Annotated in this window: 22 protein-coding genes; 9 read left to right on the forward strand and 13 right to left on the reverse strand. The window is 43.8% G+C overall.

Annotated features, from left to right (window positions below):
• Positions 1 to 22 precede the first annotated feature (22 nt).
• Positions 23 to 1,042, forward strand: a complete 1,020-nt coding sequence (pheS, locus tag ACLI1A_RS13495) for a phenylalanine--tRNA ligase subunit alpha (RefSeq protein ID WP_411409201.1) — start codon at positions 23 to 25, stop codon at positions 1,040 to 1,042.
• Positions 1,043 to 1,110: 68 nt separating this feature from the next.
• Here the strand turns inward: pheS and ACLI1A_RS13500 are convergent, their stop codons facing one another.
• Positions 1,111 to 2,943, reverse strand: coding sequence for a T9SS type A sorting domain-containing protein (locus ACLI1A_RS13500; protein WP_411409202.1), 1,833 nt, complete (start codon positions 2,941 to 2,943; stop codon positions 1,111 to 1,113).
• Positions 2,944 to 2,960: 17 nt separating this feature from the next.
• Positions 2,961 to 4,010: a hypothetical protein gene (locus ACLI1A_RS13505; protein WP_411409203.1), complete on the reverse strand. Its 1,050-nt coding sequence runs from the start codon at positions 4,008 to 4,010 to the stop codon at positions 2,961 to 2,963.
• A 177-nt stretch (positions 4,011 to 4,187) separates the two neighbouring features.
• On the opposite strand from ACLI1A_RS13505, the gene ACLI1A_RS13510 reads away from it, so the two are divergent.
• Positions 4,188 to 4,712: a nuclear transport factor 2 family protein gene (locus ACLI1A_RS13510; RefSeq protein WP_411409204.1), complete on the forward strand. Its 525-nt coding sequence runs from the start codon at positions 4,188 to 4,190 to the stop codon at positions 4,710 to 4,712.
• 68 nt (positions 4,713 to 4,780) lie between these two features.
• Here ACLI1A_RS13510 and ACLI1A_RS13515 read toward each other — a convergent pair whose 3' ends face one another.
• Positions 4,781 to 5,248 (reverse strand): CvpA family protein, encoded by a 468-nt coding sequence (locus ACLI1A_RS13515; protein WP_411409205.1) that lies wholly within the window; start codon positions 5,246 to 5,248, stop codon positions 4,781 to 4,783.
• Positions 5,249 to 5,375: 127 nt separating this feature from the next.
• On the opposite strand from ACLI1A_RS13515, the gene ACLI1A_RS13520 reads away from it, so the two are divergent.
• Positions 5,376 to 7,307 (forward strand): M1 family aminopeptidase, encoded by a 1,932-nt coding sequence (locus ACLI1A_RS13520; RefSeq protein WP_411409206.1) that lies wholly within the window; start codon positions 5,376 to 5,378, stop codon positions 7,305 to 7,307.
• 71 nt (positions 7,308 to 7,378) lie between these two features.
• On the opposite strand, the gene ACLI1A_RS13525 is transcribed toward ACLI1A_RS13520, so the two are convergent.
• Positions 7,379 to 10,633: a reprolysin-like metallopeptidase gene (locus ACLI1A_RS13525; protein ID WP_411409207.1), complete on the reverse strand. Its 3,255-nt coding sequence runs from the start codon at positions 10,631 to 10,633 to the stop codon at positions 7,379 to 7,381.
• Positions 10,634 to 10,844: 211 nt separating this feature from the next.
• Between ACLI1A_RS13525 and ACLI1A_RS13530 the strand changes: the two genes are divergently transcribed.
• Positions 10,845 to 11,003 carry a hypothetical protein gene (locus ACLI1A_RS13530; RefSeq protein ID WP_411409208.1) on the forward strand — a complete coding sequence of 53 codons (159 nt, stop codon included), beginning with the start codon at positions 10,845 to 10,847 and terminating at the stop codon, positions 11,001 to 11,003.
• Positions 11,004 to 11,211: 208 nt separating this feature from the next.
• Here the strand turns inward: ACLI1A_RS13530 and ACLI1A_RS13535 are convergent, their stop codons facing one another.
• The gene (locus ACLI1A_RS13535) at positions 11,212 to 11,670 is read right to left on the reverse strand and encodes a DUF1508 domain-containing protein (RefSeq protein WP_411409209.1); all 459 of its coding nucleotides are present in this window, start codon (positions 11,668 to 11,670) and stop codon (positions 11,212 to 11,214) included.
• A 215-nt stretch (positions 11,671 to 11,885) separates the two neighbouring features.
• Here ACLI1A_RS13535 and ACLI1A_RS13540 point away from each other — a divergent pair, with 215 nt between their 5' ends.
• Positions 11,886 to 12,332 carry a hypothetical protein gene (locus ACLI1A_RS13540; RefSeq protein ID WP_411409210.1) on the forward strand — a complete coding sequence of 149 codons (447 nt, stop codon included), beginning with the start codon at positions 11,886 to 11,888 and terminating at the stop codon, positions 12,330 to 12,332.
• Positions 12,333 to 12,423: 91 nt separating this feature from the next.
• On the opposite strand, the gene ACLI1A_RS13545 is transcribed toward ACLI1A_RS13540, so the two are convergent.
• A complete protein-coding gene (locus tag ACLI1A_RS13545) occupies positions 12,424 to 13,407 on the reverse strand; it encodes an aldo/keto reductase (RefSeq protein WP_411409211.1) in 984 nt (327 codons plus the stop codon).
• Positions 13,408 to 13,676: 269 nt separating this feature from the next.
• Here ACLI1A_RS13545 and ACLI1A_RS13550 point away from each other — a divergent pair, with 269 nt between their 5' ends.
• On the forward strand, positions 13,677 to 14,627 hold the full coding sequence (locus ACLI1A_RS13550) for a T9SS type A sorting domain-containing protein (RefSeq protein WP_411409212.1): 951 nt from the start codon (positions 13,677 to 13,679) through the stop codon (positions 14,625 to 14,627).
• A gap of 77 nt (positions 14,628 to 14,704) precedes the next feature.
• Here the strand turns inward: ACLI1A_RS13550 and ACLI1A_RS13555 are convergent, their stop codons facing one another.
• From ACLI1A_RS13555 to ACLI1A_RS13585, 7 genes are all read right to left on the reverse strand, one after another.
• Positions 14,705 to 16,720 (reverse strand): T9SS type A sorting domain-containing protein, encoded by a 2,016-nt coding sequence (locus ACLI1A_RS13555; protein ID WP_411409213.1) that lies wholly within the window; start codon positions 16,718 to 16,720, stop codon positions 14,705 to 14,707.
• A 183-nt stretch (positions 16,721 to 16,903) separates the two neighbouring features.
• Complete coding sequence (locus ACLI1A_RS13560; RefSeq protein ID WP_411409214.1) at positions 16,904 to 18,253, reverse strand: ammonium transporter; 1,350 nt, start codon at positions 18,251 to 18,253, stop codon at positions 16,904 to 16,906.
• A gap of 90 nt (positions 18,254 to 18,343) precedes the next feature.
• The gene (locus tag ACLI1A_RS13565; protein WP_411409215.1) at positions 18,344 to 18,760 is read right to left on the reverse strand and encodes a very short patch repair endonuclease; all 417 of its coding nucleotides are present in this window, start codon (positions 18,758 to 18,760) and stop codon (positions 18,344 to 18,346) included.
• The gene (locus ACLI1A_RS13570; protein ID WP_411409216.1) at positions 18,760 to 19,902 is read right to left on the reverse strand and encodes an HpaII family restriction endonuclease; all 1,143 of its coding nucleotides are present in this window, start codon (positions 19,900 to 19,902) and stop codon (positions 18,760 to 18,762) included. The genes ACLI1A_RS13565 and ACLI1A_RS13570 overlap by 1 nt, the downstream gene beginning before the upstream one ends.
• Positions 19,886 to 21,163 (reverse strand): DNA cytosine methyltransferase, encoded by a 1,278-nt coding sequence (locus ACLI1A_RS13575; protein WP_411409217.1) that lies wholly within the window; start codon positions 21,161 to 21,163, stop codon positions 19,886 to 19,888. Before ACLI1A_RS13575 ends, ACLI1A_RS13570 begins: the two co-directional genes overlap by 17 nt.
• On the reverse strand, positions 21,163 to 21,384 hold the full coding sequence (locus tag ACLI1A_RS13580; RefSeq protein WP_411409218.1) for a helix-turn-helix domain-containing protein: 222 nt from the start codon (positions 21,382 to 21,384) through the stop codon (positions 21,163 to 21,165). The genes ACLI1A_RS13575 and ACLI1A_RS13580 overlap by 1 nt, the downstream gene beginning before the upstream one ends.
• Before the next feature lie 200 nt (positions 21,385 to 21,584).
• Positions 21,585 to 22,076 carry a hypothetical protein gene (locus ACLI1A_RS13585; RefSeq protein WP_411409219.1) on the reverse strand — a complete coding sequence of 164 codons (492 nt, stop codon included), beginning with the start codon at positions 22,074 to 22,076 and terminating at the stop codon, positions 21,585 to 21,587.
• A 315-nt stretch (positions 22,077 to 22,391) separates the two neighbouring features.
• Here ACLI1A_RS13585 and ricT point away from each other — a divergent pair, with 315 nt between their 5' ends.
• The 3 genes from ricT to ACLI1A_RS13600 are packed head-to-tail and all read left to right on the forward strand — an operon-like array spanning position 22,392 to position 26,724.
• Positions 22,392 to 23,921, forward strand: coding sequence for a regulatory iron-sulfur-containing complex subunit RicT (ricT, locus tag ACLI1A_RS13590; RefSeq protein WP_411409220.1), 1,530 nt, complete (start codon positions 22,392 to 22,394; stop codon positions 23,919 to 23,921).
• Complete coding sequence (locus ACLI1A_RS13595; RefSeq protein WP_411409221.1) at positions 23,902 to 24,390, forward strand: gliding motility lipoprotein GldH; 489 nt, start codon at positions 23,902 to 23,904, stop codon at positions 24,388 to 24,390. The genes ricT and ACLI1A_RS13595 overlap by 20 nt, the downstream gene beginning before the upstream one ends.
• Before the next feature lie 9 nt (positions 24,391 to 24,399).
• Positions 24,400 to 26,724 carry a penicillin-binding protein 1A gene (locus tag ACLI1A_RS13600; protein ID WP_411409222.1) on the forward strand — a complete coding sequence of 775 codons (2,325 nt, stop codon included), beginning with the start codon at positions 24,400 to 24,402 and terminating at the stop codon, positions 26,722 to 26,724.
• Positions 26,725 to 26,774: the final 50 nt, after the last annotated feature.

Raw genomic sequence — 26,774 nt, forward strand, 5'->3', positions numbered from 1 at the left:
TGCAGACTTTTGACCGTGAAAGATGATAGACAAGATTAAAGACTACATAGCCGAAGCCGAGGCATTTAAGGCACACACCAAAGAAGAACTTGAGGCATTCAGGATTAAATTTTTAGGTAGCAAAGGATTACTTAAAGACTTTTTTGCCGAGTTTAAAAACGTAGCCGCCGACCAGAAAAAAGAATTCGGACAGGTAATAAACCAACTGAAAAAGACTGCCGAAGGAAAGGTAGCCGACCTTCAGGAGGTTTTTGAAAGCAAAGAAGAAGCTAAAGGCATTTACGGCGACCTTACCCGTCCGGGTGAGCCGTTTGGCGTAGGTAGCCGTCACCCCATATCTATTGTAAGGAACCAGGTAATAGACATTTTCAGCAACATCGGGTTTAACGTAAGCGAGGGTCCGGAAATTGAAGACGACTGGCACAACTTTACCGCGCTAAACCTGCCCGAGTACCACCCGGCACGCGACATGCAGGATACCTTCTTCATACAAACAAATCCTGATGTGCTGCTGCGTACGCACACCTCATCGGTACAGGTGCGTTATATGGAAGACAATAAGCCGCCCATACGTACCATATCTCCGGGTAGGGTGTTTCGTAATGAGGCCATATCATCGCGTTCGCACTGTATCTTCCACCAGATAGAAGGGCTTTATATAGACAAAGACGTATCGTTTGCCGACCTGAAGCAGACGCTGCTATACTTTACCAAAGAAATGTTCGGCAAGAGCAAGATACGCCTGCGCCCAAGCTATTTCCCGTTCACAGAGCCAAGCGCCGAGGTAGATATTTACTGGGGGCTTAAAACCGAGACTGATTACCGTATAACAAAAGGTACCGGCTGGCTGGAAATTATGGGCTGCGGTATGGTAGACCCTAATGTTCTTAAGAACTGCAACATAGACCCCGCCAAATACAACGGCTTTGCCTTTGGTATGGGTATAGAGCGTATGGCCATGCTGCTGTACCAAATAAGCGACATACGTATGTTTTATGAAAACGACGTACGCTTCCTGGAGCAGTTTAAATCGACTATTTAATACATTTAACAAAATAGCAAAGGGCTGCCCGATACCGGGCAGCCCTTTTTGTTTATACCTGTAGGCTGTTAGTTTTTAATCAGCTTCTGGGTTTGTATTTCACCTTTATTGGTAGTAATGCTTACCATATAATAGCCCTGTGCATACGAACTGATGTCCAGATCGGTGTTGTTAGGGATATCGCTATAGTTGCGGTTGTACATTACCTTACCATCTAGCGATGTAACCAGTACTGCTTTTATACCATCGGTAGCCGATAGGTTCACGCGGCTGTTAGCAGGGTTAGGATACAGGGTGAAGGTACCTTTTACAGACATTGTTTGTTCCTGAGTACTTTCATCTTTCTCTTTACCTATAGCAACAGGCCTGCCTGTAAAACAATCAGCAATTTTTGCTTCAAAATAAGCCCCTGATTTTATTACAGTATTAGAACCTAAAATTATTAAATTATTCGCATTAAATTTAATATTAGAACCGCTGTTAACTGTGTAATTTGTGTTTGCCTGAATTACATCACTTGATTTATATAGTCTCGAAATTGCTGTTTCAGTAGTTGTAAGAGTTATAGAACCTGCACATTGTTGTGTTATATTATCAACAAGCCGCGGTAGGGCCGAAGCAGCATTACCATTAAGTGACAAATAGTTAACTATAACAGATGAAGTGCTGTAAGAGTCAGGGCTGTCAATCTTGTGTAAATATTTATCCTTGTTAGCTGTAGAAGCTATTCCCGTAAGCAACAGATTACCATATTTGTCCTTTTGAATGTTTAAAAATTCTGAAGAACTTGTCGTAGGACTGCCGTAAGTATATAACGCCCTATGTGAGCCATTACTTAAATCTAACACGCGAATTTCTCCATTTGTTACTCCTGTAAACGAAGGATTTGCAAGCTTTACAACAGTAAGGTATACTTTTTGATAATCATTGGAAAATTCAAAACTTTTTGACATTCCTCCATTAACATTATATCCCAGAGGGATATTTGAAGGACTACTACATACACCTGTAGCAGTATTAAATGTAAGGCTGTGAAAAATATTATAAAAATATAATATGTCAATATCTGAACCATTATATTGACAATATTCTAAACTATAGAGTTTATAAACCGAGCTATTACTATAACTGGGGACAATTCTGAAACTGCACGATTCAATACCAATATGAGGACTGCCACCAAGTCCATAACTATTACTATAATTATAGATAGTGCCCGCCGAAAATGTTGATACAATCGGAGTGGCGCTAAGTCCATTTGCATCCACTTTATAGCTATAGATAGCATTTTCATCTTGAACAACAATCCATGAACCTTCCCCAGAGGGTATTTTAACAGCAGCTATGGGCGCATAATTAATTTTATGTTGTAAAAAACCACCACTAGAATCCTTAAGATAAGACGTATATTTTGTTTCATCCGTATCCGGCATATAATCTCCTAGAGAGGGATTTAAAACGGCCAAATCTCCTAGAGAGTTATTAGTAAAATCAACCAAGCAATAGATATAATAGCCAAAAGAATAATCGTCTACAGAGATGTAAACAAACTTTCTATTTGCAACTACATAGTACTGATTAGTATTGGCAGGGTTTTGTACAATAATAACTTCATCAACGGCACCAGAACCATAATCTGAAATTTGACCATGCGTCATAATCTGATGATTTTTATTCCAAATAGTTATCCCATCTGTGTAAAAAAGCAGATTACCATTACCATCGCTAACGGAAGCTTTTCCATAATTGTTCCCTGTAATGCTACTCACCGTTGAAGCACTTCCCGGATTAGTACTGAAATTTACATCAGATTTACCCAGCTGCCAATGATTATTTTGACTTTGACCAAATGCGGCAAGACAATAAAATATCAGCAAGAATATGTAACATATTGTTTTCATAGGATTTACAGATTATGTTACTTTTTTTCTGAAATGGCTTTTACTGCTGCCTTAAGCTCTTCTATTTCTTTCTGCTGTTGCTCCAGTTGTTTTTGCTGTGCCTCAATTTTCTTATCCTGCGCTATTGCATACAGGGTAAGTTCTTCTATTTTTTCCTGTTGAATTTTTGCCATTGCGCCTACTTCTATACCATCGGCTTCTACAACTTCGGCAGAAGGTACATTTGGCAGGTGGCCGTTTTGAGCAATATATTGTTCAACTTCAGAAAGCGGACGCAGCTTATAATCGTTATCAAACACATAGTCAGCCCAAGTTGTGGCTACGCGTACTTCCTGTGCAAGGATACCCCCCTGAACAAAAAGCTTGTAATTAGTAAGTGTAGCACCTCCCGCTGTTGTAGGGAAACCATCAGAAGTACTCAGTGGCGCATAGCCACCTATACCTACTTTGTTACCGCTAAAATCACCATAAATTAGAGGACTTGTAGTTCCTGAGTTAGCGATATAAAGCTTATTACTTACACTGGTTACATTTGACCCCGATGCCGACCCAATAAATACGTTTCCTCCGCCGGTACAATTGACACCTGACACAAACCCCAGATATACATTGCCACCGCCACTTACGTTTGCCGAGCCGGCTCCGTGGCCTATAAAGAGGTTAGAGTTTGAAGTACTGACTGTCCCGGAGTTTGATCCTGAACCCGTACCGATGCAGATATTATAATTACCTATGGTATTTGTATAACCGGAGTTGGTTCCTATAAAAACGTTTGATTCGCCTGAAGTGTTCTTTGCCCCCGATGATAAACCAAAGAAACAATTGTTTGAACCTGTGCCCGCCGCAGTTGCAAGAGACCCTGCACCATGTCCCACAATAGTGTTATTATTACCCAAACTGGTCTTTCCTGCCTGATAACCAATATGCACCGTAGATGTAGTCGTAGATAAATAAACACCTGTATCGACTCCGTACCCGGTTTCAGTAGATGTAGCCACTCCTTGCGCATTAACAGCCATAGCTCCGCCAAGCAGCATTACTGCCGCCAATAGTTTTTTTGTTTTCATAAGATTGATTTGTGAATGAATTTATTAGAACAATTTTAATGAAAAAGACCGTACAAAAAACTGTTAAAAAGCCTAAAGAAATGTTAAGTGCGGAAAACCCGTAACCGTAACTATTTAGCCATAAATTAGATATTTTTTTCGTGCCAAAGTTTTAGCAAATCCTGCTATATTTATGTTATGAAAAAAACAACCTCTCTCCTGCTTATGGTTTCATTGGGCATCAGCCTTTTTATGAACCTGAAATCACAGCCCACTGTTAATACCACAGACGAAACAAAAGCTATTAACATATTGCTTGATGACTGGCATGCCGCAGCTGCCAAAGCCGACTATAATGGGTACTTTGATAAAATAGCCGAAGACGGGCACTATATAGGCACCGATGCTACTGAGAACTGGGACAAAAAAGCATTTTCAGCATTCAGTAAGCCGTATTTTGATAAAGGAAAGGCATGGGATTTTAAAGCCCTGGAACGCCATGTATACTTTAGTAAAGACGGAAAAACTGCCTGGTTTGACGAGCTGCTGGATACCTGGATGAAAGCCTGCCGTGGTAGTGGCGTACTGGAAAAACAAGGCAAAGAATGGAAGATAAAACACTATGTACTGAGCATGACCATACCAAACGAAACCAGCAAAGAGGTAATTCCGCTAAAGGCAAAATACGAGGATAGTCTCATAGAAAAAATGAAGAAAAAATAAGTTCGTAGTTCATAGTTTGTAGTTGAGTAAGGAACTATAAACCATGAACCATAAACAAAATAACCGCGTTAGCTAAACCATGTTTTCAGCACCGGGAAAATAAAGTTGCTTACGCTAAGCACCGGGTAAAAAAACAATGAATCTTGCAGGGTTTGTTCGCTTGCAAAAATGTGCGTACTGTTTATCTTCAGGAAGAAATTTAGCGTTACGCTTACAATAAGGCACACCTTAATACCGCCAAAGAGTCCGCCCAGTAAGCGGTTTACCCAGCCCAGCCCTCCGGCTTCGGCCAGTTTTGTAAATACCTTGGCCAGCATATATACGCCTACTACGGCAGCCACAAAAGTAATAAAGAACACCGTTATACCACCGGTACCCGGCTTGTCTCCTGCAAAAAGCCCTGAGAACTTTACGGCTATAAAAAGCCCTACAACCAGTGCCACAAGCGATGCCAGTTCGGCAAAAAGTCCTTTGGCTACTCCTTTTACAATTCCGAAAACCAGCAATGCGGCTATAATGATGTCTAAAAATTTCATACCGCAAAGGTAAGCGGTACGGTTGTATCTGGCAAGGCAGTATTTTTCCTTTATTAAGCTAAATTTTAGGTATCTGTCAGCATCTTATGAAGATATGTAACTATCTTTGGCAAAACTGATGCTTATAATGAGAAAAATTACCCTATTAGCCCTATTATCCGTTTCGGCAGTTTCTTTTGCCCAGCATAATCCGTCTATAGACGATTCGCCTGAGTTTAAGCAACTGGTAGAGTCAGAAATGAAATCGGCCTATAAATCGTCAAACTTTGTAGCCAATGCCAATACCGGCAACTACGACGTGGGGCACCAAACCCTGGAATTTACGGTAGACCCTAACGAATATTACATAACCGGTAAAATTACTACTGATTTTACCGCTAAGCAGTCCATGAGCACCATTACCTTCGACTTGGACGATGCCCTAACCGTTACCAGCGTAAAACAGGGTACCACAAGCCTTAGCTTTACCCAAAACAGCAATAACGAACTGGTAATAACCCTGCCGGCTGTAATGGCGCAGGGACAGCAGGCCACTGTAGAGGTAAACTACAACGGAGAACCCGACGCGAATACCGATGCCATTGTAACCTCATACCACAGCGGATCGCCTATATTATGGACGGTTAGCGAGCCGTATGGCGCTAAGGACTGGTGGCCGTGCAAACAGGACCTTAACGACAAGATAAACGGTATAGACGTATACATTACGGCACCGTCTCAATACACAGCTGTAAGTAACGGCGTTGAGATTTCGCAAACCTTATCGGGCAGTAATAAAACCACGCACTTTCAGCACAACTACCTTATACCGGCTTACCTCGTAGCCATAGCGGTAACAAACTACAGTGTGTATACCCAAACGTATAACGGCACCCTGGGCAGTTTCCCGGTGGTAAACTACCTGTACCCCGAAACGCAGTCTACAAATCAGCCAATGCTTGCCCAAACGCTAAACATAATGCAGTTTTACGAGGATACTTTTGAGCAGTTTCCTTTCCATACCGAAAAGTATGGCCATGCACAGTGGGGTGTAAATGGCGGTATGGAACACACTACCGTATCGTTTATGGGTAGCTTTGGGCGCGAGCTTATAGCGCACGAAATGGGCCACCAGTGGTTTGGCGATAAAATAACCTGTGGCTCATGGCAGGACATATGGCTGAACGAAGGTTTTGCCACCTACCTTAGCGGACTTGTAGTAGAGCACCAGGACGGGGCTACATCCTTTACCACATGGCGCCAGCAAAAAGTAAATAACATAACCGCGTACCCTAACGGCGCGGTATACCTTACTGCAAACGATACGCTGGACGAAAACCGCATTTTTAGCAGCAGGCTTAGCTACAACAAAGGGGCTATGGTGCTGAATATGCTGCGCTTTAAGCTGGGAGACACCAACTTTTACCAGGGAATAAAAAACTACCTTGCCGATGCTAACCTGGCGTATGGCTATGCCAAAACACCCGATTTTCAGGCGCATATGGAAACTGCAAGCGGCCTTAACCTTGATGAGTTTTTTAACGACTGGGTATACAACCAGGGCTACCCTACCTATACCGCTACTGTAACTCCGGGTGGTTCAGGAAATGTGTATGTAAAACTTACCCAAACGCAGTCGCACTCCTCTGTAACGTTCTTCGAAATGCCGGTACCTGTAAGGCTTCACGGCACAAGCGGACAGGTATACAATACTGTATTAGACAACACCTACAACAACCAGCAGTTTAATGTAGTGCCGGGCTTTACCGTGCAGAGCATAGAGGTAAACCCCGACTACCAAATTATAACGGGAGTAAACAGTGGTGTACTGGGCACAACAACCATTAACGGCAACTTTAGCGCCAACCTGTACCCTAACCCTGCCGCTACCGAACTCAACCTTAACATACCCGATGGTATAAGCATAACCAAAGCCACCTTCTACAACGCTTTAGGTCAAAAAGTACTGGAAACATCTACCGACACCAAATGGAATGTAGCTCAACTATCGGCCGGGGTACATTTCATCACCCTTGAAACATCTGCGGGTACTGCACGGCTTAAGTTTGTAAAGCAGTAATTATCTGTATCAACTATAAAATAGAACGGCTGCCTTATCGGGCAGCCGTTCTCATATCATAAAACTACGGTTTATTGTATTACAATCTTACGGGTGGTTTTACTCCCGTTTTGTTCGGCGGTTACAAGGTACACCCCCTGCTCTGCCTGTAGCTGTACCGGTATGGTATTTACACCTGTTGTGGTATGGCTTTGCTGGTTGTATATCTGTCGTCCGCGCAGGTCGTACACGGTTATGTTTGCCATGCCTGCCACTGCACCAAACTGCACATTAAAGCTACCCCTATTCGGGTTAGGGTATACGGCAAAGTTAGTCAGCTTCTGCGGTTTTGGCGTACTTAGGTTAATTGGGTTAAGGCCGCACAACACCAGGCTCCATGCGGTTACCGCACCGCCATCGCCGGCATACGTATCTTCTATTTGCAGCGTCCAGGTACCCTGTGCCGATTCGCCATAAAGGGTACTTAATGCCTGTTGTGGCGCTATAATCCCTGATATTGTTGGCGCAGTTTCTGCGCAGCTAAGCGGGCTACCCGAATCCCTGAATGATGCATTAAGGTCGTCCTTATCACCACACTGCCCTGCAAACAATATTATTTCTGTACCGGCCGGGCTTATCAGTGTTGCATTAACATCGCTTATCCAGCTATGGTTCATTTCCATAACCACAGTTATGTCCTGCAGGTTAAACTCACCATCTACCTGCATGGTTGTAGAGGTTGTAGCAGGGTCTCCACCCGAAATTGCAAGCGGCAGGTTTGCCGTTGTATATTCATTACAAGCCAGAATGCCTGTAGAAAATGCCGACTGGGTATAGCTACCCTCGCAGCCTGCATTTTGTCCTTTTACACGCCAGTAGTATTGTGTACCCTCTTGCAGCCCCGACACGGTATAGTTACTTGCCGTGGTGCTTACTTCGGTTATTATATTGGCAAAATCCTCATCGGTAGCCACCTGTAACTGGTAAGACGACGCAATCAGGTCTGTACTCCAGTCCAGTGCAATGGTAGTAGGCAATGTAGTAGTACCATCTTCCGGATATACCGCCATAAGCTGTGCAAAATCAGTACTCAGTATGGTAAGGTGCAGCGTTATGGTCTTGGTTTCGTTACCCGACGTAGCATGCACAACAATGTTATAATCGCCCACCGATGCATTGTTTGTATTGGTAACGTTTACCGTAACCACACCCGGCTCAGTAAGCCCCGTAGGTGAAAAAGTTACTGTAGCGCCCGTAGGCTGCCCGGTAGCAGTAAATATGGTAGTACCGGTAAATCCGTTTAAATATTCCAGGTTAAAGGTATAAGCGGTTTCGCTGCCTTTACATATCTGCTGGGTTTGCGCACCTTCTACGGTAGCCATAAAAGTACTTCCTGAAGGGTTTATGGTAAAGTTAGTATTAGAAATATCGTAGAAGATATTATTGTGCCCACGTACCATAACACGTGCTGCGGTAGTCGTTACATCGGGTACTAATATCGATTCGCTTCCGTCGTTTGGTACGGCTCCTGCCAAAAGTATCGGGTAGGTATAGCCACCATCGGTGCTCAGGTAAATGTCTACAAACGGTGTATTCACACCGTTTTCAGTAGTGCCTGCCACATTCCAGGTAATGGTTTTATTGGTAGCCGCTACCCAGGTTACACCAACATTAGGTGATGTAACGGAAAACGGCCCTGCGGCACCTGCCACATCAATATGCATAAAATCAGTGTGCGATTCGCCACCGTTAATATTATTATCGCGAACGGTAAGTGCAAAATCCAAGGTACGGCTTACAATAGGTATCACTTCCCAGGTAGGGTAAAGATTATTTGCCAATACGTCTTCAATCTGTGGCATCCAGCGATTAGGTGAATCGCTTATGGGCAACGAACGGAAGTTTGGCCCGCCTACAGCATCTGCCATAGGTGGCTGTGTGCTTATTTCAAGGTTCATTTGTTCCCAGTCGTAAGTAAGGGCATCGCCTTCGGCATCAATAGCGCTGCCTTCCAGTATAAAGGCCGTAGCAGCGGGTATTACATAATCAGCCCCGGCATTGGCTACAGGAGGCGTATTGCCTGTAGAAACAAGTGTTACGCAGTTACCCGCATTGTTTATACGATTGCGCATATGGGCTATACTGCTGGCATGAAACTGAGCGTCGCTGTGCCATTGTATTACAGGGTCGCACACCCCGGCATAAGCCGAAATAGTAGTTCCGCCACCCGGCTCATATGAATTATTACTATCACGGTTACCGCCACACTCGGCATTAAAGGTATGGGGCGCACCAAACTGGTGGCCTATTTCGTGGGCTACATAGTCAATGTCAAACGTATCGCCCACCGGTGAACCAAGTCCTGTCATGGCACCTGCCTTAAAATCTGAACAAGGGCCACCGGCAGCAAGCCCGCCGCCTGCCGTACCAAAATTGTGTCCTATATCAAAGTTATCTTCGCCTATGGTAGCGTAGATTATAGCATTGCCCTGATCCAGCACATTGCTGGCACTGTCATTGTTTATTTCGTCGCTGTCTATAAATATTACATCTTCCTCGTTGTCTACAAGCTGCATGGTTACCGAGAGGTCGCGCTCAAACATACCGTTTACGCGGGTCATGGTAACCGTTATGGCAGAAAGAACGCATTCGGTCTTCTCCTCTAAGGTAGCATCCTGCAGGCCGGCTTCCGCAATGTGAAATGCGCTGTACTCTACCGTGGCAAGTATGGCTGTACGGTAGGTGCGCCAGTTGCCCGCATCCATTGGTGCCAGGGCTTCTGCTATTTGTTTTTCTGTAAGCCTGTGGGTACTTGTATCCTGTGTAAGGCACTGAAACGTTTTGGCCGTTTGCAGGCTGTTCTTTTTGTACACCATGTAGTAGTTGCCACTACCCACTTTGGTATACGGGTCTATGTACCAGGTGTTGTTATTACTACCCAGTGCCATAACGTGCAGTCCGTAAAGCGTGGTACTAAAACGTACCGTGGTAGACGGATGCTCTATACCCTGGGCTACATAGGTTTGTATGCCCGGATGTTTTGCTGCCAATACCGGCGAAAGCACCGGGGCATTGTACACCCTGAAATGCTGTAGTTGCCCATCGGCATCGGGTAGGGTAATAATAACCTGCGATGTTTGTCCGCTTTGTCGCAGGGGTGCCTGTTGCAGCTGGATTTTTAATGTGGTAACATCCAGCTGGTACAGTAAAAATTCGCGGGGGTTAGAATCCCGATCGGCTATGGCAGCCTGTGGTATGTTCGCCTTTTGGGCGGGCTGCCATGGTTGCTGGGCATAGGCTGTGGTAATAGCCAGCGCAGCAGCAATAGAAAGTAGTGCTTTCTTCATGTTGTGGGTTGTTAGGGAGTTTCTTATGTGCCGCAAGTAAGTGCTTTTTTTGCTGATACACAATCCCAACCACCTCATTATTAAACATAAAGATACGATTTAAGAAATATTCAAACAATATCACATCAAAATACATAAATTGCATTAACAACACCGTACTGCGGCTTTTAATTATCTTTGCCGCATGGTATACAAGCTGCTCACTATTTTTGTGATGATATTTTTCCTTACGCTGATGCTTTCTATTACGCAAAGCCGTAAGCGCCTGTGGGCAAAAGACAATACCGTATACCGCCGCACGGTTACCATAAGGGCTTTGCTGCTGCTTGCGGTTATTGTGATATTTTTATTCTTTTCGCTTTTCAGGTAGCTACCCTGCCAATTCTTTCAGGCTATTGTACAGAAATATCTTTTGCAACTTAGCAGCTTTGCGGGAGATTTTTACCACAAAATCACCACCACCACATTAGCGTGGACACAAAGGCTTCCCTACGGAAAGCTAAGAGGTACACAGGCAAGCATCTTTGAGATTCCTCAACTACGCAATGCTGCATTCGGAATGGAATGGAATAGTGCTCTTAAAGCTCCACTTCCTCCTCTTCCAGTTCGGGGAAAACAAAGTCGTTTTCAGAAAAGTCGATGATTTCTCCTTTGGGTACGTATTTCAATACTTCGTCCATTGCTTTTTTCATGCTGAACTCGGTATTAAAATTACGGCTGGTGGCCAACACAAATCCTCCGGAAGAAATACGGAAAAAAAGCTTACCAGACGGCCTGCGATTCTTGGTATAAGTAAGCCGGGCTATGTTTTCGCGCATGCCCACAATCATCATTTCGCAATCCTGCTTGCGTTTACAGCTTATGCTTGTAAAAATGGTTTTTGCCCTGCGGGTATCAAAACTAAACTTATACTGTCCGTTATCGCGCTTGCTTATTACAAATACTCCCATAAGGCGGCCTGTGCTTTCTTTGTGTTGTTTATTATTACTACTCTTTTCTGTAAGGGGGCGCAAAGCTACTTTAAAATATGCTTGCAACGCAGGTTTGAAATTTAGAAAATTTTTCTAAAGCCCACCCTTAATAAAATGCAAAATGTGTGGAATTTTTCTACAAACACTGTGGAACTGAGGTTAATACACAGAAACCTAAAAACAAACAAATCATTGAAAGACAACAACTTAACCATAAAGGCACGATTGTTTCATATTACTTAAGCGTAAATGATTTGATAACAAATAAAATTGAAACAATCATGAAAAAGTTAATTTTAGGCGCAACACTTATGCTGGCTTTTGCCGGCACCGCCATAGCACAAACCGATAACAAAGTACAACCTGCAACTCCGGCTACACCACAGCCCGCAGTAACAACACCGGCTACGCCAACGGCTCCGTCTACAGACCCTGCCACTGCTACCCCGGCTACAAACACTGCAATGACAGCCACACCGGCACAGGCAGCACCACAGCAGCCTGCCCCTACGGTAGAAAATGGTAAGGAGTTTACTAAAGTAAGCCAAAGCCAGATTTCTCAGGCTGTGCTGAAAAAAGCGGTAGCCAAATATAAAGACTACGCACTGGTAGAAGCACTGGCTGCTACAGACGGTAGCGAATTTAAGCTGGTACTTACCAAAGACGGTAAAGACGTAGCTGCATACTATAAATCAAACGGTGAATTTATTAAAGAAGAAACCGTATAATATACTCATGTTTAACTGAGGAAGTGCCAATTGTATAATAGTGGACGTGCCGGAAACGGCAGTCCACTATTTTTTTTGTATAGAAGCCTGCTTAATACGCCCCGCGAATAGCAGGCTTTATTTTTTCATTATACAGCCCACGAAGTGCTGTTAGTGTTTCGGCAGGGAAATCAGCCAAAGCGGCCGCATCCATATTGCTGTGTACCTGGCTCACTTTTGTAGCGCCCGGTATTACGGTGGTTATGGCCGGATGCTGCAATATCCACTTAATGCTTTGCTGTGCCAGGTTTCCTTCGGGTAGTAACGATTTTATTTCGCCTGCAAGCTGCACGCCTTCAGTAAAAGCAACCCCACTAAAGGTTTCGCCTACGTTAAAGGCATCGCCGTTTGCATTATAGTTGCGGTGGTCTTTTTCGGCAAAAACAGTACTTGCAGTAAACTTACCACTCAGCAATCCGCTGGCCAATGGCACACGTGCTATAAGTGCCGTACCCTGCTGTTGTGCCTTATCAAAAAAACTATCGGCAAGGTGCTGCCTAAACAGGTTGAAAATAATTTGCAGTGAAGTCACATCTTTATGCCCTAAGCAGATAAGTGCCTCCTCTGCAGTTTCTACGCTTACACCAAAATGTTTAATCAGTCCTTCTTCCTGTAGCCTGCGCAGGTGATCGAACACGTCTCCTTTGCGCAATTCCTCAGTGGGAATACAGTGCAGCTGCTCCAGGAACAACTGGTCTACCCCCAGGTGGGTAAGAGAATCTTCCACGTGGCGGCGAATGGCATCATACGTAAAGTTTTGTGGCCAGCCGTTAGGGGCATCGTGCCTGCGGCCCAGCTTGGTAGCCACATACATTTTTTTATCGGTTTCCTTTAAAAATGTACCTATAAATTTTTCGCTGGTACCCATGCCGTATACATCGGCGGTATCTATAAAGTTGCCTCCCTTTTCGGCATAGGCATGCAGTATTTCCAGTGCATCGCCCTGGTTTACCACACCCCAGTCGGCGCTGCCCAGTTGCCATGTACCTAAGCCCACTTCGGCTATTTGTTCTCCTTTAAAATTCCTGTAGTTCATAATTATGTGCGTTTGGTTTTAGCGGCGTAAACTTACAAAATACAGGCGGTAAAAAATAAATGTAGGGCACATATATAGGTTCAAAAAACACCTGGGAAACTGCCAAAAAACCTCACTAAACAACATCTTATTGTTACAAATAAAATTTTGTGGCACACTTCTTGTTAATAAAATGCAAATAAAAAATTTATTCATTTAAAATCAATTAGTCATGGGCGTATGCAAAGCACATGCTTGCGCCTGAGTTTAATCATCAATCATCAAATCACATGAAAAAACAGTTATTTTTTGCCGCAGTCGTGGCACTGGGCTCTGTTGGCATTACTTCAGCCCAACAATCATTCTCTTTCGAAACTTCAGAAGGTTTTACAACAGGTTCGTTATTACCACAAAATGGAAACTGGACAATTATAAATCCCGCTTCAGACGGACACTTATTCATTACAACAGAACAGGCAAGCAACGGTTCGCAGTCATTACAATTCCTTGCCGCCGACACGGAGCCGGAACAACTTATAGGGGTTTCTGCAGACATTAATCCGGGAGGTAATGTATTTACTATTTCGCAGGACGTGTACCCAAACAGTATTGACACCGAAAACGGATCGGATTTTATCCTGTTTGCCCACGATCTTCAAGGCAGCCAGAATACTGCTGAGGTACCGGCATCTATACTGTACTTTGATTACGAAGGAGGCATTTATGTGGTAACTGCTTATAACGTGGCACAGGAAATTTTTGAGGCACAGGAAGTAAGTTCATTTGAAGCCGGAAACTGGTACAATATTAAGGCTACATACAACCTTACTGCTGCCACTGTTACCTATTTTGTAAACAACACCCAGGTGTACACAGGCCCGCTGATGAACGGCGGCACCGAGATAAACCGCATAAACTACTCGTTTGACGATTTTACCACATCGTACTTCCTGGATAATATAACCATTAGTACCCCTACAGCGGGTAACCCGGAGTATAATACAGTAACGTTTACCGCATACCCTAACCCTGCCCAAACCGAGCTTAACATAGCCCAGAATGGTGCCGATGCAATACAGCACATAAGCATTAGTGATATGAACGGACGTGTGGTGAAAACCATAACTCCGTCTGGCACTGAGGTAACCCGTGCTAATATAGCCGACCTGAGTAACGGTATTTATATACTTAATGTGGCTACAGCCAAAGGTAATACCACAAAGAAGATTGTAAAAAGCTAATCACCGCATTTTTATACAAAAACAAAAAGTCGGCCCGGATAGTTCCCCGGGCCGACTTGTTTTTATAAACGGTGTAATTACTGTTTAATCAGTTTTTGTACTGAGACATTACTGCCCGAATATATCTTAATAAAATATATGCCCGAGGTTAGCGATGTTATATCTGCAGAAATAATTCCGTTATCTGGTGTAAGGGCTTTAATAAAACGCCCATTAATATCAGTCATCTCCGCCTTGTTTATGGCATAGCCCTGCGCTTCTATACGGATACCGTTTTGTGCCGGGTTAGGGTACAGCGTAATGGCTTTCTCAAAAGAAGCAGTACCCGATGCTGTACAATACTCCTCAGGATCCTCTATGGTAACTATAGCCGTAGCAGACGATACGTTTCCAGAAGCATCGGTTACGGTAAGGGTTACGGTATTTTCACCCAGGTTGTCGCAATTAAACTCAGCCACATCTAAAATGTAGCTGGCTATAGCACAGTTATCAGTACTACCGTTGTCTATGTTTTGGGCAATAATATTAGCCGTACCATCCTGAGTTAGCGCCACGGTAATGTTTTGGGTCATAACTACCGGCAGGGTTTCGTCGGTTACAGTTACCGTAGCCAAAGCCGTGCTGCTATTCCCTGCACTATCTGTAACGGTTAGGGTTACCACATTTTGCCCAAGGTTTTCGCAGGTAAATTCGGCCATATCCAGCGTGTACGATGCTATGCTGCAGTTGTCAGTACTGCCGTTGTTTACAGCTTCCGCCGAAACCATAGCCATACCATTTTCGTCTAACTGTACCGCAACATCCTGTGCCAAAGCTACAGGAAACATACCATCGGTAACCGTTACGGTAATAGTGCCCGTTGTGGTGTTTCCGGCGGTATCTGTAGCGGTAACCGTTACGGTATTTGCCCCCAGGTTAGTACAGGTAAACAAATTCTGGTTAAGCGAAATTGAAGCTATAGAGCAGTTATCGGTTGTACCCGTATCTACCATATCCTGTGTTACCACGGCATTACCTATAGCCGTAAGTGCCACCGTTACGTCCTGCACCGATAGTACAGGAGCTGTATTATCTACTACGGTTACGTTTGCCGCAGTCGTAGCCACATTAGTACCATCTGTAGCAGTTACCGTTATGGGCGTAGTACCCAGGTCTTCGCAGGTAAAGGTATCAGCACTCAGCGTTACCACAACGGTATTAGCTGTACAGTTATCGGTAGTGCCTGCATCAACCTCTGCAAGAGTAATGGACGCCGTGCCGTCCTCACCCAGTACTGCTGTAATGTTTGGCTGCAGTACTATTGTAGGAGCTTCGGTGTCGGTTACTGTAACATCAAAGCTACAGGTTGTTGTTACGTTATCAGCATCGGTAATATCAAAGGTATTAGTAGTAGTACCAAGAGGAAACTCAGCACCGCTGGCCAATCCCCCGGTTTGCGTAACAGTATTTGTTGGCAGGGCTACAGTACACTGCGCATTAGTAACCGCAGCACCGTAATTACCCAGCCAATACTCTATGTCTTTACCCGTGTGGGATATATATACTTTTCGCACGCCGGTACCGTAGCCTGTAAATACATGGCTTGCGGTTTGTAGTGTGCTGGAACAGGTAAGGTTTCCGGTAGCATAAGAAGCTATTACATTGTCGCTTTCTCCACGTAATTCTATCGTAAGGGAGTATATGTCGGCATAATTTACATACCAGCCTATATATTGTTCTGATACGGTTATGGCAGGCTGGGTATCCATGTAAGCATCGGTTAAATTCATAGTGGTAAGGTCTATCACCTGGCTCATAGTACCTGTAGAATACGATGATAAAAAGTAGCTACCGGAAACTATCCAGCCACTGCCACCGTTTACCACGGTCCAGCCCGTAAGCCCGTTACTGGCGTCGCCATTGACCACACCGTTAACCGACTGCCCGGTATTAGATCCGCCGGGTGTGCTATAGGTAACCGTAGCGCCGCACTGCCCCGGCGAATTACTTACCGAAATGTTATCGGGACACTGCGCAGATGCGGTAAAACCAGCAAACAGCAACACTGCACATACAGCATTTAAACTGTTAAATGATAATGTAATTTTTTTCATAAGAGGTCATGTTTTTAAGGTAATACCTCAAATTTAACTAAAAACACAACACGCTTTACGTTAACGTTTTATATTTTTCTACCGCAAACCTCCCCTATATATATTCTCATAAAAAAAACCGCCAACATTGCTGTTAGCGGCCTAAAATAAATATAACCTATATTACTTACTTTCTGTTGAGGTTTAGCCAATGCTTTCGTTATGCTGCGAAAGGTCAAGGCCCATTTCTTCGGCTTCTTCCGATACGCGAAGCGGAATCATAAGATTCGTCAGTTTGTACAGCCCTATAGCGCCAAAGAACGAGAATATGGCTACCAGCACCAGTGCCGTCATGTGGTGGCTGAATACTTCCCAACCGCCGTGCAGCAGGCTGGCGTTTTCGCCCTCGGCAAAAATCGCGGTAAGTATCATACCCATAATACCCCCTACTCCGTGGCAGGCAAATACGTCAAGTGAATCGTCAAAGCTTTTCAGTTTTTTCCAGTACATCATCAGGTTACTTACAATAGCCGAAATAAACCCAAAGAAAATACTCTCCGGCACGGTAACATAACCCGCACCCGGTGTTATGGCTACAAGACCCACTACAGCACCTATACAGGCACCCATAGCCGAAACCTTTCGTCCGTTTATACGATCGAAGAAAATCCATGTCATAATACACGCGGCAGAGGCGGCAGTTGTGGTAGCAAAAGCCTTGGCGGCAACGCCGTTTGCCGCAAGCGAACTACCGGCATTAAACCCAAACCAGCCAAACCACAGCAGGCCCGTACCCAGCAGCACAAACGGAATGTTTGTAGGCTGGTGGTTAGCATCTTTGCGCTTGCCCAAAACCAATGCTCCGGCAAGGGCCGCAAAACCGGCACTCATGTGTACCACGGTACCACCGGCAAAGTCCTTAACGCCAAAGTATGAACCCAAAAGTCCGTCCGGGTACCACACAGCGTGGCACAGCGGCGTATATATTATTATAGAAAAAAGGCAGATGAACAGCAGGTACGATATAAAACGAACCCTCTCGGCAAACGAACCGGTAATAAGCGCCGGGGTGATGATGGCAAACTTCATCTGGAACATGGCAAACAGCACAAACGGTATGGTGCTGGCTATTTTGGCATGCGGGGCAAGGTCTACGTTATCAAAAAAGGCATACTGGTTAAAGTTGCCTATAAGGCCGTACTTGGTACCGCCCAGGTTAATGGTTACGGCAGAATCGCCAAAGGCAAGACTGAAGCCCACCACTACCCACAGTATAGAAATTACGCCAAGGCAAATGAAGCTTTGCAGCATGGTAGAAATAATGTTCTTTTTACCCACCATACCGCCGTAAAAAAACGAAAGTCCGGGTGTCATAAGCAGCACCAGGCTCGACGAAGCCAGTATCCAGGCCGTATCGGCTCCGTTAATAGCGCTCTCCGGAAGGAAATCAGTAGGCGTGGCGCACTTTATATGATCCCAAAATAAACCTGTAATGGCTACTATTGCCGTAAGGGCAAAAGCTACATACCATCTTTTTTCGTGTTTTTTCTCCATAGTACCCTTTTGTTTTACGGGGTCAAAAATATAAAATTATGTTAACCATTACAACACACCCTGAATTTTACAGGGGTTATATGTGGCGATTTAACATTGAGAGTTTAGTAACTCTTTTATTTCAGACACACATCCGTCAAGATTCTTTTTTACATCATTGCTCCAAAAACGAATTACAGTCCAGCCTTGAGAAATCAAATACTCGTTTACTTCTTTGTCGCGTTCTATGTTACGGGATATTTTCTTTTCCCAAAAATCAGCATTTGTAGCGGGTTTCTTTTTGGTTTCAAAGTCTTTACCATGAAAAAACTCGCTATCTATAAATATAGCCACTTTATATTTTTTAAAAGTAAAATCGGGCTTACCAAATACAGTTTTATTGTTTTTACGATAACGTAAGCCTTCCTGCCACAACGCTCTTCCGAGAGCAATTTCGAAACTTGTTCCGCTGCTCTTAACTGCAGACATGTTTTTTGAACGTTGCTCTGGGGTATGACGGTCCATCATTACTTAAATCGGATTTGAAGATTAATTTTATATTGTAAATCATCCCCTTCCCGATAAAGCCAACCATAATAGTATTTTTTACCTATAGCTCGTTCATGACCAGGATTATTTCCATCTTCGCCCGTTGAAGGCTGCTCAAAAATCGTATTGTTTAGTAAATAATCTCTAAACAAATTGAAATCGTAAACATGAAAACAAACAATATCACCATCCTCTTTAACGATAATCACACCTCCAGTTGCATCATAAATTCCTTCCCATGGTGTCTCGGATGTCATACCCATTGCACACTCAGCGAGAAACTTCTTCAGCTTATATTCATAAAGCATCTGTGTTGTATTTATACCGTTGTAAAAATTCATCGGATCTTTTTCCTCAAGTATACTACAAATTTCTTTTAATGAATTTTGTCGATAAATCCATCTATAGGTTAATGCAAACGCCAAAATTTGAGGGAGATCACCATCAATCATTTTTAAATTAAGCCATAACTGTTTTGATTGAATCTCTTTAAAACTGATTGATGCTCCATCAGTTAAAATTTCTGATAGACGAGCCGTAAGCTTAGAAATTTTACCCGCAGGCTTGTATGTTCTGATATTGAATTCATCAATATCAGCTATTTTACTTCCAATTATGTTATATATAAAATTATTTCCTGGCCCCGTATTCAACAAAGTTGAGTCTTGCCCGAGTAAAGACTTTATACTAAATCCTAAATCTGTTTCCCTGGCCAAACGATGGTCATAAATTCTCAACTTAATATCCGACTTACTGGTCGTTAAGGCTGTCAGTTTATTTATACCATTTAAAGATATGAATTCCGATGCTTGTGGAATTTCAAAACTTTTACCAGTTCCTTTAATAATTCCATCAAGAATAATTATTGCCGAATTTGTAAAATATTCTTTCGGAAGCACTCTTAATAATTCGCTACTATTTTCTTCTTTTCGAAATATAACAATCTGCTCATCCCTTTGGTATTCTAATACCGAAATAGCATCCTCTCTATAAGCTTTCGTAATTTCATAAAAATTATCATCTCTTTTTAACTCAATATCAGATTGATACAATTTACCTTCAGCCAATAGCTTTGCAAAAACATAAAGCTCACTCCACTCTCCTTTATTTCCTTTTAACATTATGCTTGATATTGGCGGTTTTTAAAATCTTTTCAGCAGTTGCCTGAATCGCAGGTACAGCTACAGAGTTACCAAACTGTTTATATGCAGCGGCATCAGCTACAGGAATTACAAATTCATTAGGGAAACCCTGTAACCTTGCCCATTCACGAGGTGTCATTTTACGGATACCTTCTTTATTAACCTCTCCTTTAATATTTGTTGTTGGAGTAAAGTCAGTTAGGCGCTCATCATAAATCAGATTACGCTCACGCCCCATCCCTCCAACTACAATTGCATTGGCAATACCATCATGTGGAATTATGTCATATCCAAAACCATTTCCTTTACTTTCATGACGGGCTTTATGCTCTTTAAGAGTTTTTAGATATTGAGTAGATAAATAATATTTTGTGGGTACAGGATTTTTTTCCATAGCATCATCACCAAAGGTTACTGGAATACCCGATGGCTTTGGATAAGAAAAACTTTCAATCCCTAAATCCTGTCTGAATCCAACTATAAATATCCTCTCTCTATTTTGAGGAACACCAAAATCTTTTGCATTTACAATTTGAGGCTCCGGTACGTAATAACCCAAATCATTTCGTAAAACATTAAGAATAGTTGCAAGAGTTTTTCCCCCATTATGATTACGGAGACCTTTCACATTCTCAAGAAAAACTGCTTTGGGTTTTTTCCGTTTTATAATTTCTGCTACATCAAAAAACAATGTTCCTCTCGTATCTTCAAACCCTCCGCGCTTCCCGGCTATAGAAAATGCCTGACAAGGAAAACCTGCGCAAAGCACATCAAAATCATCAGGAATATATTGTTTATTCTTTTCCTTGGTTATGTCCCCAAACGGAACTTCTCCATAGTTTGCCCTATATGTTTTTTGAGCCTGAGGATCCCATTCTGACGTATAAACACACTTACCTCCCAAATTCTGCATAGCCATCCTAAAACCACCAATACCCGCAAATAAGTCGATAAATTTAAACGTATAATTTTCAGGGGTTGGAAATGGCACGTTTTCAACTTCAAAAAGTAATTGTTGGATTGCCGTTTCAGCTACAACCTTTAACTCTTCTTCATCGTATTTGTAAGAAAGAAACTCATTCAAATATTTTTTTGCATCCTCCTCATAATATTTAGAAACTCCATTATTAATGTTATGCAAATAGTGCGTAATAACAGCTTTGCTGTCATTATCGGGTTCAACTAAACGTATCTTAAATTTCTTTCCGTCAAGTTCGGTTATCGAAAGAGTCTCCTTCATTACTTCCTAAATCTTTTATCATTAAAAAAAGTTGCAAAATCGGCATCAAGAGCATGGATAATTTTTTCCATTATCACAATCGAAACGTTACGCTTTCCCTTCTCAATATCGGATATGTAATTGCGGTCAATGTTTGAAACATTGGCAAGATGCTCTATAGAAAACCCCTTAGTATCACGGAGTTCCTTAACCTTTATCCCAAATTGTTCTCTGATGTCCATAAGCTTTTAAAGTTATTTCGGTGCGGACAATTGACCCGCCTACAATTGTCCGCACACCCGTTTTAGTTTTCAACAATATTCTGTAAGATTTACCTGTATTCCATATTGGAATATTTCACAACAAGCCACAAAAAAAACCGGCCCATTACTGAGCCGGTTTCAATCTTAAAAATAGAACAGAAGTTGTGTGTTGCACCGGTTTAGTGCTTTCCTTTTCCGTGGCCTTTACCGTTTCCATGACCATTACCGTTTCCATTGCTGTGGCTGTTACCATTACCCCTTGCGGCGTATTGTTTTTTGGCCTGTCCCGGAGGCACTCCTATAGTAGCCTGCCTTGACGGATGGTATCCTTTAGGGTATTTTACATGATGCGTTTTGTAGTACACATACGGTGTGCCACCGCGGTAATCGTTTAGCACCACCTTATATCCGTTGTAAAAATCGTAATTACGGTATGCCACCGGCACTACCGTAGTACGCACCCATGCACCGTTGTTTATATAAATGTATTCGCTGGTGCTTACGTCAAAGTACATGCTTATATCGGGCAGGTAGTAGTAGCGCACATCAGTATACCCTGCGGGTCCCCATGCGGGCGGTGTGCCTATGTTTACGTTAATAGATACCTGTGCTTTCACCTGGCCGGCTACTATTAGTAGCATCGCTGCCATAAAAAATCGTAATGTTTTCATAACTCATAATTTTTAGGTTAGCCGGTGTAAAAACACCCTGCTATGATAATCTTAATCCAAATTACATGCCTAAACGCAAAAGTCGTATGCCATACACCGCTGTTTAGCTAAATTTTAATATTTTTTGAGGGTATTTCTTAATAAAAGGTTTGTTTCTTTAACAATCGGCTGTTACCTGGCGGGGCATTACCCGAGGGGGGGAATGCTTTTTCCGTCGGTTCGGTAAAAAAACACTATCTTTACCCACAAAAACGTTTTTAGAGCAGAGTAACCAACAAAGACACGTAGTGGCCCGGCCACAACCTATATATAACTATGGCATGTACTAACTGTTCCTCGGGCGCCAATGGCGGAACCCCAAGAGGATGTAAAAATAACGGCACCTGCGGCACCGATAGCTGCAACAAACTCACGGTATTCGACTGGCTTGGCAATATGACCCTTCCGGGTGGCCAAAAACCTTTTGACTGTGTAGAGGTGCGATTTAAGAACGGACGCAAGGACTTTTACCGTAACCACGAAAACCTTACCCTGAGCATGGGCGATGTAGTGGCTACCGAATCATCTCCCGGTCACGATATAGGTATTGTAACCCTTACCGGCGAACTGGTAAAAATTCAGATGAAGAAAAAAGGCGCCGACCCAGATGGGGAAGTGCTTAAAATATACCGCAAGGCTACGCAAAAGGACATTGACATTTGGCAAAACGCGCGCAACCGCGAGGAGCCTATGAAGGTTACCGCACGCGAAATAGCCATACGCCTGAACCTGGAAATGAAAATTTCGGATATTGAGTTTCAGGGCGACGGTTCTAAGGCCACGTTCTATTATACGGCTAACGACCGCGTGGATTTCCGTCAGCTGATTAAGGACTACGCACGCGAGTTTAGCATCCGTATAGAAATGAAGCAGGTGGGCTTCCGCCAGGAGGCATCACGCCTTGGTGGTGTAGGCTCGTGCGGGCGCGAACTGTGCTGCAGTACCTGGCTTACTGATTTCCGTAGCGTAAACACCAGCGCGGCGCGTTATCAGCAGCTTTCGCTTAACCCGCAAAAACTGGCAGGCCAGTGTGGTAAGCTAAAGTGCTGCCTTAACTATGAGCTGGACACCTACCTGGATGCCCTTAAGGAGCTTCCGGATATGGATACAAAACTATATACCGAAAAAGGCGACGCCGTTTGCCAGAAGATAGACATCTTTAAAGGGCTTATGTGGTTTGCCTATACTAATGATATGGGGCACTGGCACATGCTGGATGCAGAGCAGGTACGCGAAATTATGGACCTTAATAAGCAGAAAGAGCGTATTACCGCCCTTGAAGACTATGTTATAGAGGTTGATGAAGTAGCTCCTGAAAAGAGTTTCCTTAATGCGGTGGGGCAGGATAGCCTTACCCGTTTTGACGCTCCGAAGCGCCGCAGGAAAAAACCGGGCCGCGACCGCGACAACAGGAAAGAACGCGCAGAAACACCATCGGGTGGTAATAACGATAATGCAGGTCAGCCGCAGCAAAGGCACAAAGGCAGGCCACAACGCGAACCACGCCCTGAAGGTGATAACAGGCAGCGTGAGCCAAGACAAGACAGGCCGCAACGCGAACCGCGCCCTGAAGGAAGGGAACGCAGCGAGGGCAACAACAGGCCACAACGCGAGCCAAGGCAAGACGGCGGTAACAGGCCTCAGCGTGAGCCAAGGCCACAACAGCCAAGGGGTGAAGGCGGCCAGCAACAGGCTAACAACAATGCCGAAGGCAGGCCACAGGGTGAAGGAAATAAGAACAAAAAACATCATAACCGTAATAAGAAAAAACCGTCGGGTGATAAAAATGGCAATGATAAAGTATAGCCTTGCCGCAGTAGGGGCATTACTGCTGCTTTCGTCATGTGATGAAAAAAGGGTATTTGACGAGTATAAAGAACTTAACGGCAAATGGAATAAAGACAGCATTTTGTCGTTTAACTATGAGGCAGCCGATACGGTAAGCCCTTATAATATGTTTATTACTACCCGTACTAACAACAGCTACCCTTACAGTAACATTTTTGTTATTGTACACATGCAGCAGCCAGGCAGCAAGGTTACTAAGGTAGACACACTGGAATATAATATGGCCAACCCTGATGGTACCCTTATGGGCAGCGGTTTTGGCGATATTAAGGAAAGTAAGCTTTGGTACAAGGAAAACGTGCGTTTCCCTAAGGCGGGCAAGTATAAGTTTACCATACAGCAGGCGGTGCGCAAAGGCGGCGAAGTGCCCGGCGTGCAGGAACTGGACGGCATTACAGAAATAGGACTAAGAATTGAGAAAAAATAATACAGCGATATGGCAGTAAACCAAAAAGAGGATTATTCTCATTACGTAAAAAAATTCTGGAAGATATTCGGATATACCTTTTTGGGCGTTATCCTGTTCTTCCTGTTGGCATCATGGGGTGTTTTTGGTAAAATGCCCGACTTTAAGGAGCTGGAAGACCCAAGCTATAACGTAGCTACAGAGGTAATCAGCGCCGACGGAGAAACCCTGGGTAAATTTTACCTGGAAAACCGTACCCCGGTAAAATATGCCGACCTGCCTAAAAGCCTGGTGGAAGCACTTATTGCTACAGAGGATGAACGCTTTTACGACCATGCGGGTATCGATGCGCGCGGTACATTCCGTGCTTTTGCTACACTGGGTACCAGCGGTGGTGCCAGTACGGTAACACAGCAGTTGGCTAAAAACCTTTTCCACGGCGAAGGTTCACATTTCATAGTATTCCGTCTGATACAAAAAATTAAAGAATGGATTATCGCGGTAAAACTGGAAAGACAGTACACCAAAGAGGAAATCATAGCCATGTACTTTAATACGGTAGACTTTACCCACAATGCGGTAGGTATACGTTCGGCTTCAAAAACCTACTTTGGCAAAGAGCCAAAAGATCTTAAGGTAGAAGAAGCAGCAGTACTGGTGGGAATGCTGAAAAACCCATCTTTGTACAACCCTATGCGTACCAGCGACAAGGCCAAAGCACGTATGCTAAACCGCCGTAATACCGTACTGAGCCAAATGGTAAAAAACGATAAGCTGGATGAGGCAACCAAAGCTAAGCTGGAAGAAAAACCTATAGTAACCAACTATAATCCTGAAAGCCACAAGGAGGGCATTGCTACCTATTTCCGCGAATACCTGCGTGGCTTTATGGCAGACTGGGTAAAAGAACATAAAAAAGAAGACGGCAGCGAGTACGACATTTACCGCGATGGGCTTAAAATATACACTACCATAGACAGCAAACTGCAAAAGTATGCCGAAGAAGCTGTGTATGAGCATTTGGCTAACCTTCAGGAAGAGTTTTTCATTAAACAAAAGGACAATAAAAATGCGCCGTTTGTAAAAATCTCTAAAGGCGAAACTGATAAAATAATGGACCGAGCCATGCGCAACAGCGAGCGCTGGAGGAAAATGACCGAAGAAGGTAAAAGCGAAGACGACATTGTAAAATCGTTCAGCGAAAAGACCGACATGACCGTGTTTACCTGGAAAGGCGAACGCGATACTGTAATGACCCCGCTGGATTCTATTCGCTACTACAAGCACTTCCTGCAAACGGGTGTAATGAGTATGGAACCGCAAACCGGCTATGTTAAGGCATGGGTGGGCGGTATCAACTATAAGTACTTCCAGTACGACCACGTAGCACAGGGTGCACGCCAGGCAGGTTCTACCTTTAAGCCTATTGTATACGCTACTGCTATAGAGCAAAAAGGTATTTCACCTTGCGACACCGTAATCGACGGGCCTTTCAGTATGCCAAAAGGAAAATACGGTATTGATGCCGACTGGAACCCTCAGAACTCTAACGGGCAGTACCGTGGTATGGTAACCTACAAGCAGGCACTTGCCTACTCTATAAATACGGTATCTGCTAAACTTATAGACAAAACAGGCCCTCAGCCGGTAGTAGACATGGCCAAAGCCCTTGGGTTTACCAGCAAAATACCGGTACAGCCGAGTATTGCACTGGGTAGCGCCGATGTTACCGTAAGCGAAATGGTAGCAGCATACAGTACCTTTGCTAACCAGGGTATGTATGTGAAGCCTCAGGTAATAGCAAAAATAGAAGACAAAAACGGTGTAATCCTTTATCAGGGTGAAACCGAAACCCACGAGGTAATGAACAAAGACATAGCCTATGCGGTAATAAAACTACTGGAAGGCGTTACCGAAACCGGTTCGGGTGCGCGCCTTAAGTGGGGTGGCGCAGGCGGTACGGGCTATGACCGTATGACGGGCTATCCGTACAAGATTGTAAACCCTGTTGCCGGTAAAACGGGTACTACCCAAAACCAGAGCGACGGTTGGTTCGTGGGTATGGTACCAAACCTGTGTACCGGAGTGTGGGTAGGTAATGAAGACCGTTCGGCACACTTTAACAGCCTTATTTACGGGCAGGGTGCTACCATGGCACTGCCTATATGGGGCTTGTTCATGAAAAAGGTATATGCTGATGATACGGTAGTATTCAAGGTTTCGCAAAAACCGTTTGAACGTCCGGCCAACCTGAAAATTCCGGTAGACTGCTACTTTAAAGCTCCTGTTAAAGATACCTCCGAGACAGATAGCCTTGCAGCTCCTTCTACAGACGACATAGAATTGCCTTATTAGCAAAAAATAAATTCATCACAAAAAACACCTTCTTACGAAGGTGTTTTTTT

It is taken from the genome of Flavobacterium sp. RHBU_3, assembly GCF_046613565.1.
GTDB lineage: Bacteria > Bacteroidota > Bacteroidia > Flavobacteriales > Flavobacteriaceae > Flavobacterium.

What these genes read in the sequence shown, in the direction of transcription:
- ACLI1A_RS13600 (WP_411409222.1), top strand. Translation starts at nt 24,400, where the DNA reads ATGGCAGTAAACCAAAAAGAGGATTATTCTCATTACGTAAAAAAATTC.
- ACLI1A_RS13515 (WP_411409205.1), bottom strand. Translation starts at nt 5,248, where the DNA reads ATGAAATTTTTAGACATCATTATAGCCGCATTGCTGGTTTTCGGAATT.
- ACLI1A_RS13565 (WP_411409215.1), bottom strand. Translation starts at nt 18,760, where the DNA reads ATGATGGACCGTCATACCCCAGAGCAACGTTCAAAAAACATGTCTGCA.
- ACLI1A_RS13525 (WP_411409207.1), bottom strand. Translation starts at nt 10,633, where the DNA reads ATGAAGAAAGCACTACTTTCTATTGCTGCTGCGCTGGCTATTACCACA.
- pheS (WP_411409201.1), top strand. Translation starts at nt 23, where the DNA reads ATGATAGACAAGATTAAAGACTACATAGCCGAAGCCGAGGCATTTAAG.
- ACLI1A_RS13560 (WP_411409214.1), bottom strand. Translation starts at nt 18,253, where the DNA reads ATGGAGAAAAAACACGAAAAAAGATGGTATGTAGCTTTTGCCCTTACG.
- ACLI1A_RS13580 (WP_411409218.1), bottom strand. Translation starts at nt 21,384, where the DNA reads ATGGACATCAGAGAACAATTTGGGATAAAGGTTAAGGAACTCCGTGAT.
- ACLI1A_RS13500 (WP_411409202.1), bottom strand. Translation starts at nt 2,943, where the DNA reads ATGAAAACAATATGTTACATATTCTTGCTGATATTTTATTGTCTTGCC.
- ACLI1A_RS13540 (WP_411409210.1), top strand. Translation starts at nt 11,886, where the DNA reads ATGAAAAAGTTAATTTTAGGCGCAACACTTATGCTGGCTTTTGCCGGC.
- ACLI1A_RS13585 (WP_411409219.1), bottom strand. Translation starts at nt 22,076, where the DNA reads ATGAAAACATTACGATTTTTTATGGCAGCGATGCTACTAATAGTAGCC.
- ACLI1A_RS13570 (WP_411409216.1), bottom strand. Translation starts at nt 19,902, where the DNA reads ATGTTAAAAGGAAATAAAGGAGAGTGGAGTGAGCTTTATGTTTTTGCA.
- ACLI1A_RS13575 (WP_411409217.1), bottom strand. Translation starts at nt 21,163, where the DNA reads ATGAAGGAGACTCTTTCGATAACCGAACTTGACGGAAAGAAATTTAAG.
- ACLI1A_RS13550 (WP_411409212.1), top strand. Translation starts at nt 13,677, where the DNA reads ATGAAAAAACAGTTATTTTTTGCCGCAGTCGTGGCACTGGGCTCTGTT.
- ACLI1A_RS13510 (WP_411409204.1), top strand. Translation starts at nt 4,188, where the DNA reads ATGAAAAAAACAACCTCTCTCCTGCTTATGGTTTCATTGGGCATCAGC.
- ACLI1A_RS13545 (WP_411409211.1), bottom strand. Translation starts at nt 13,407, where the DNA reads ATGAACTACAGGAATTTTAAAGGAGAACAAATAGCCGAAGTGGGCTTA.
- ricT (WP_411409220.1), top strand. Translation starts at nt 22,392, where the DNA reads ATGGCATGTACTAACTGTTCCTCGGGCGCCAATGGCGGAACCCCAAGA.
- ACLI1A_RS13595 (WP_411409221.1), top strand. Translation starts at nt 23,902, where the DNA reads ATGGCAATGATAAAGTATAGCCTTGCCGCAGTAGGGGCATTACTGCTG.
- ACLI1A_RS13555 (WP_411409213.1), bottom strand. Translation starts at nt 16,720, where the DNA reads ATGAAAAAAATTACATTATCATTTAACAGTTTAAATGCTGTATGTGCA.
- ACLI1A_RS13505 (WP_411409203.1), bottom strand. Translation starts at nt 4,010, where the DNA reads ATGAAAACAAAAAAACTATTGGCGGCAGTAATGCTGCTTGGCGGAGCT.
- ACLI1A_RS13520 (WP_411409206.1), top strand. Translation starts at nt 5,376, where the DNA reads ATGAGAAAAATTACCCTATTAGCCCTATTATCCGTTTCGGCAGTTTCT.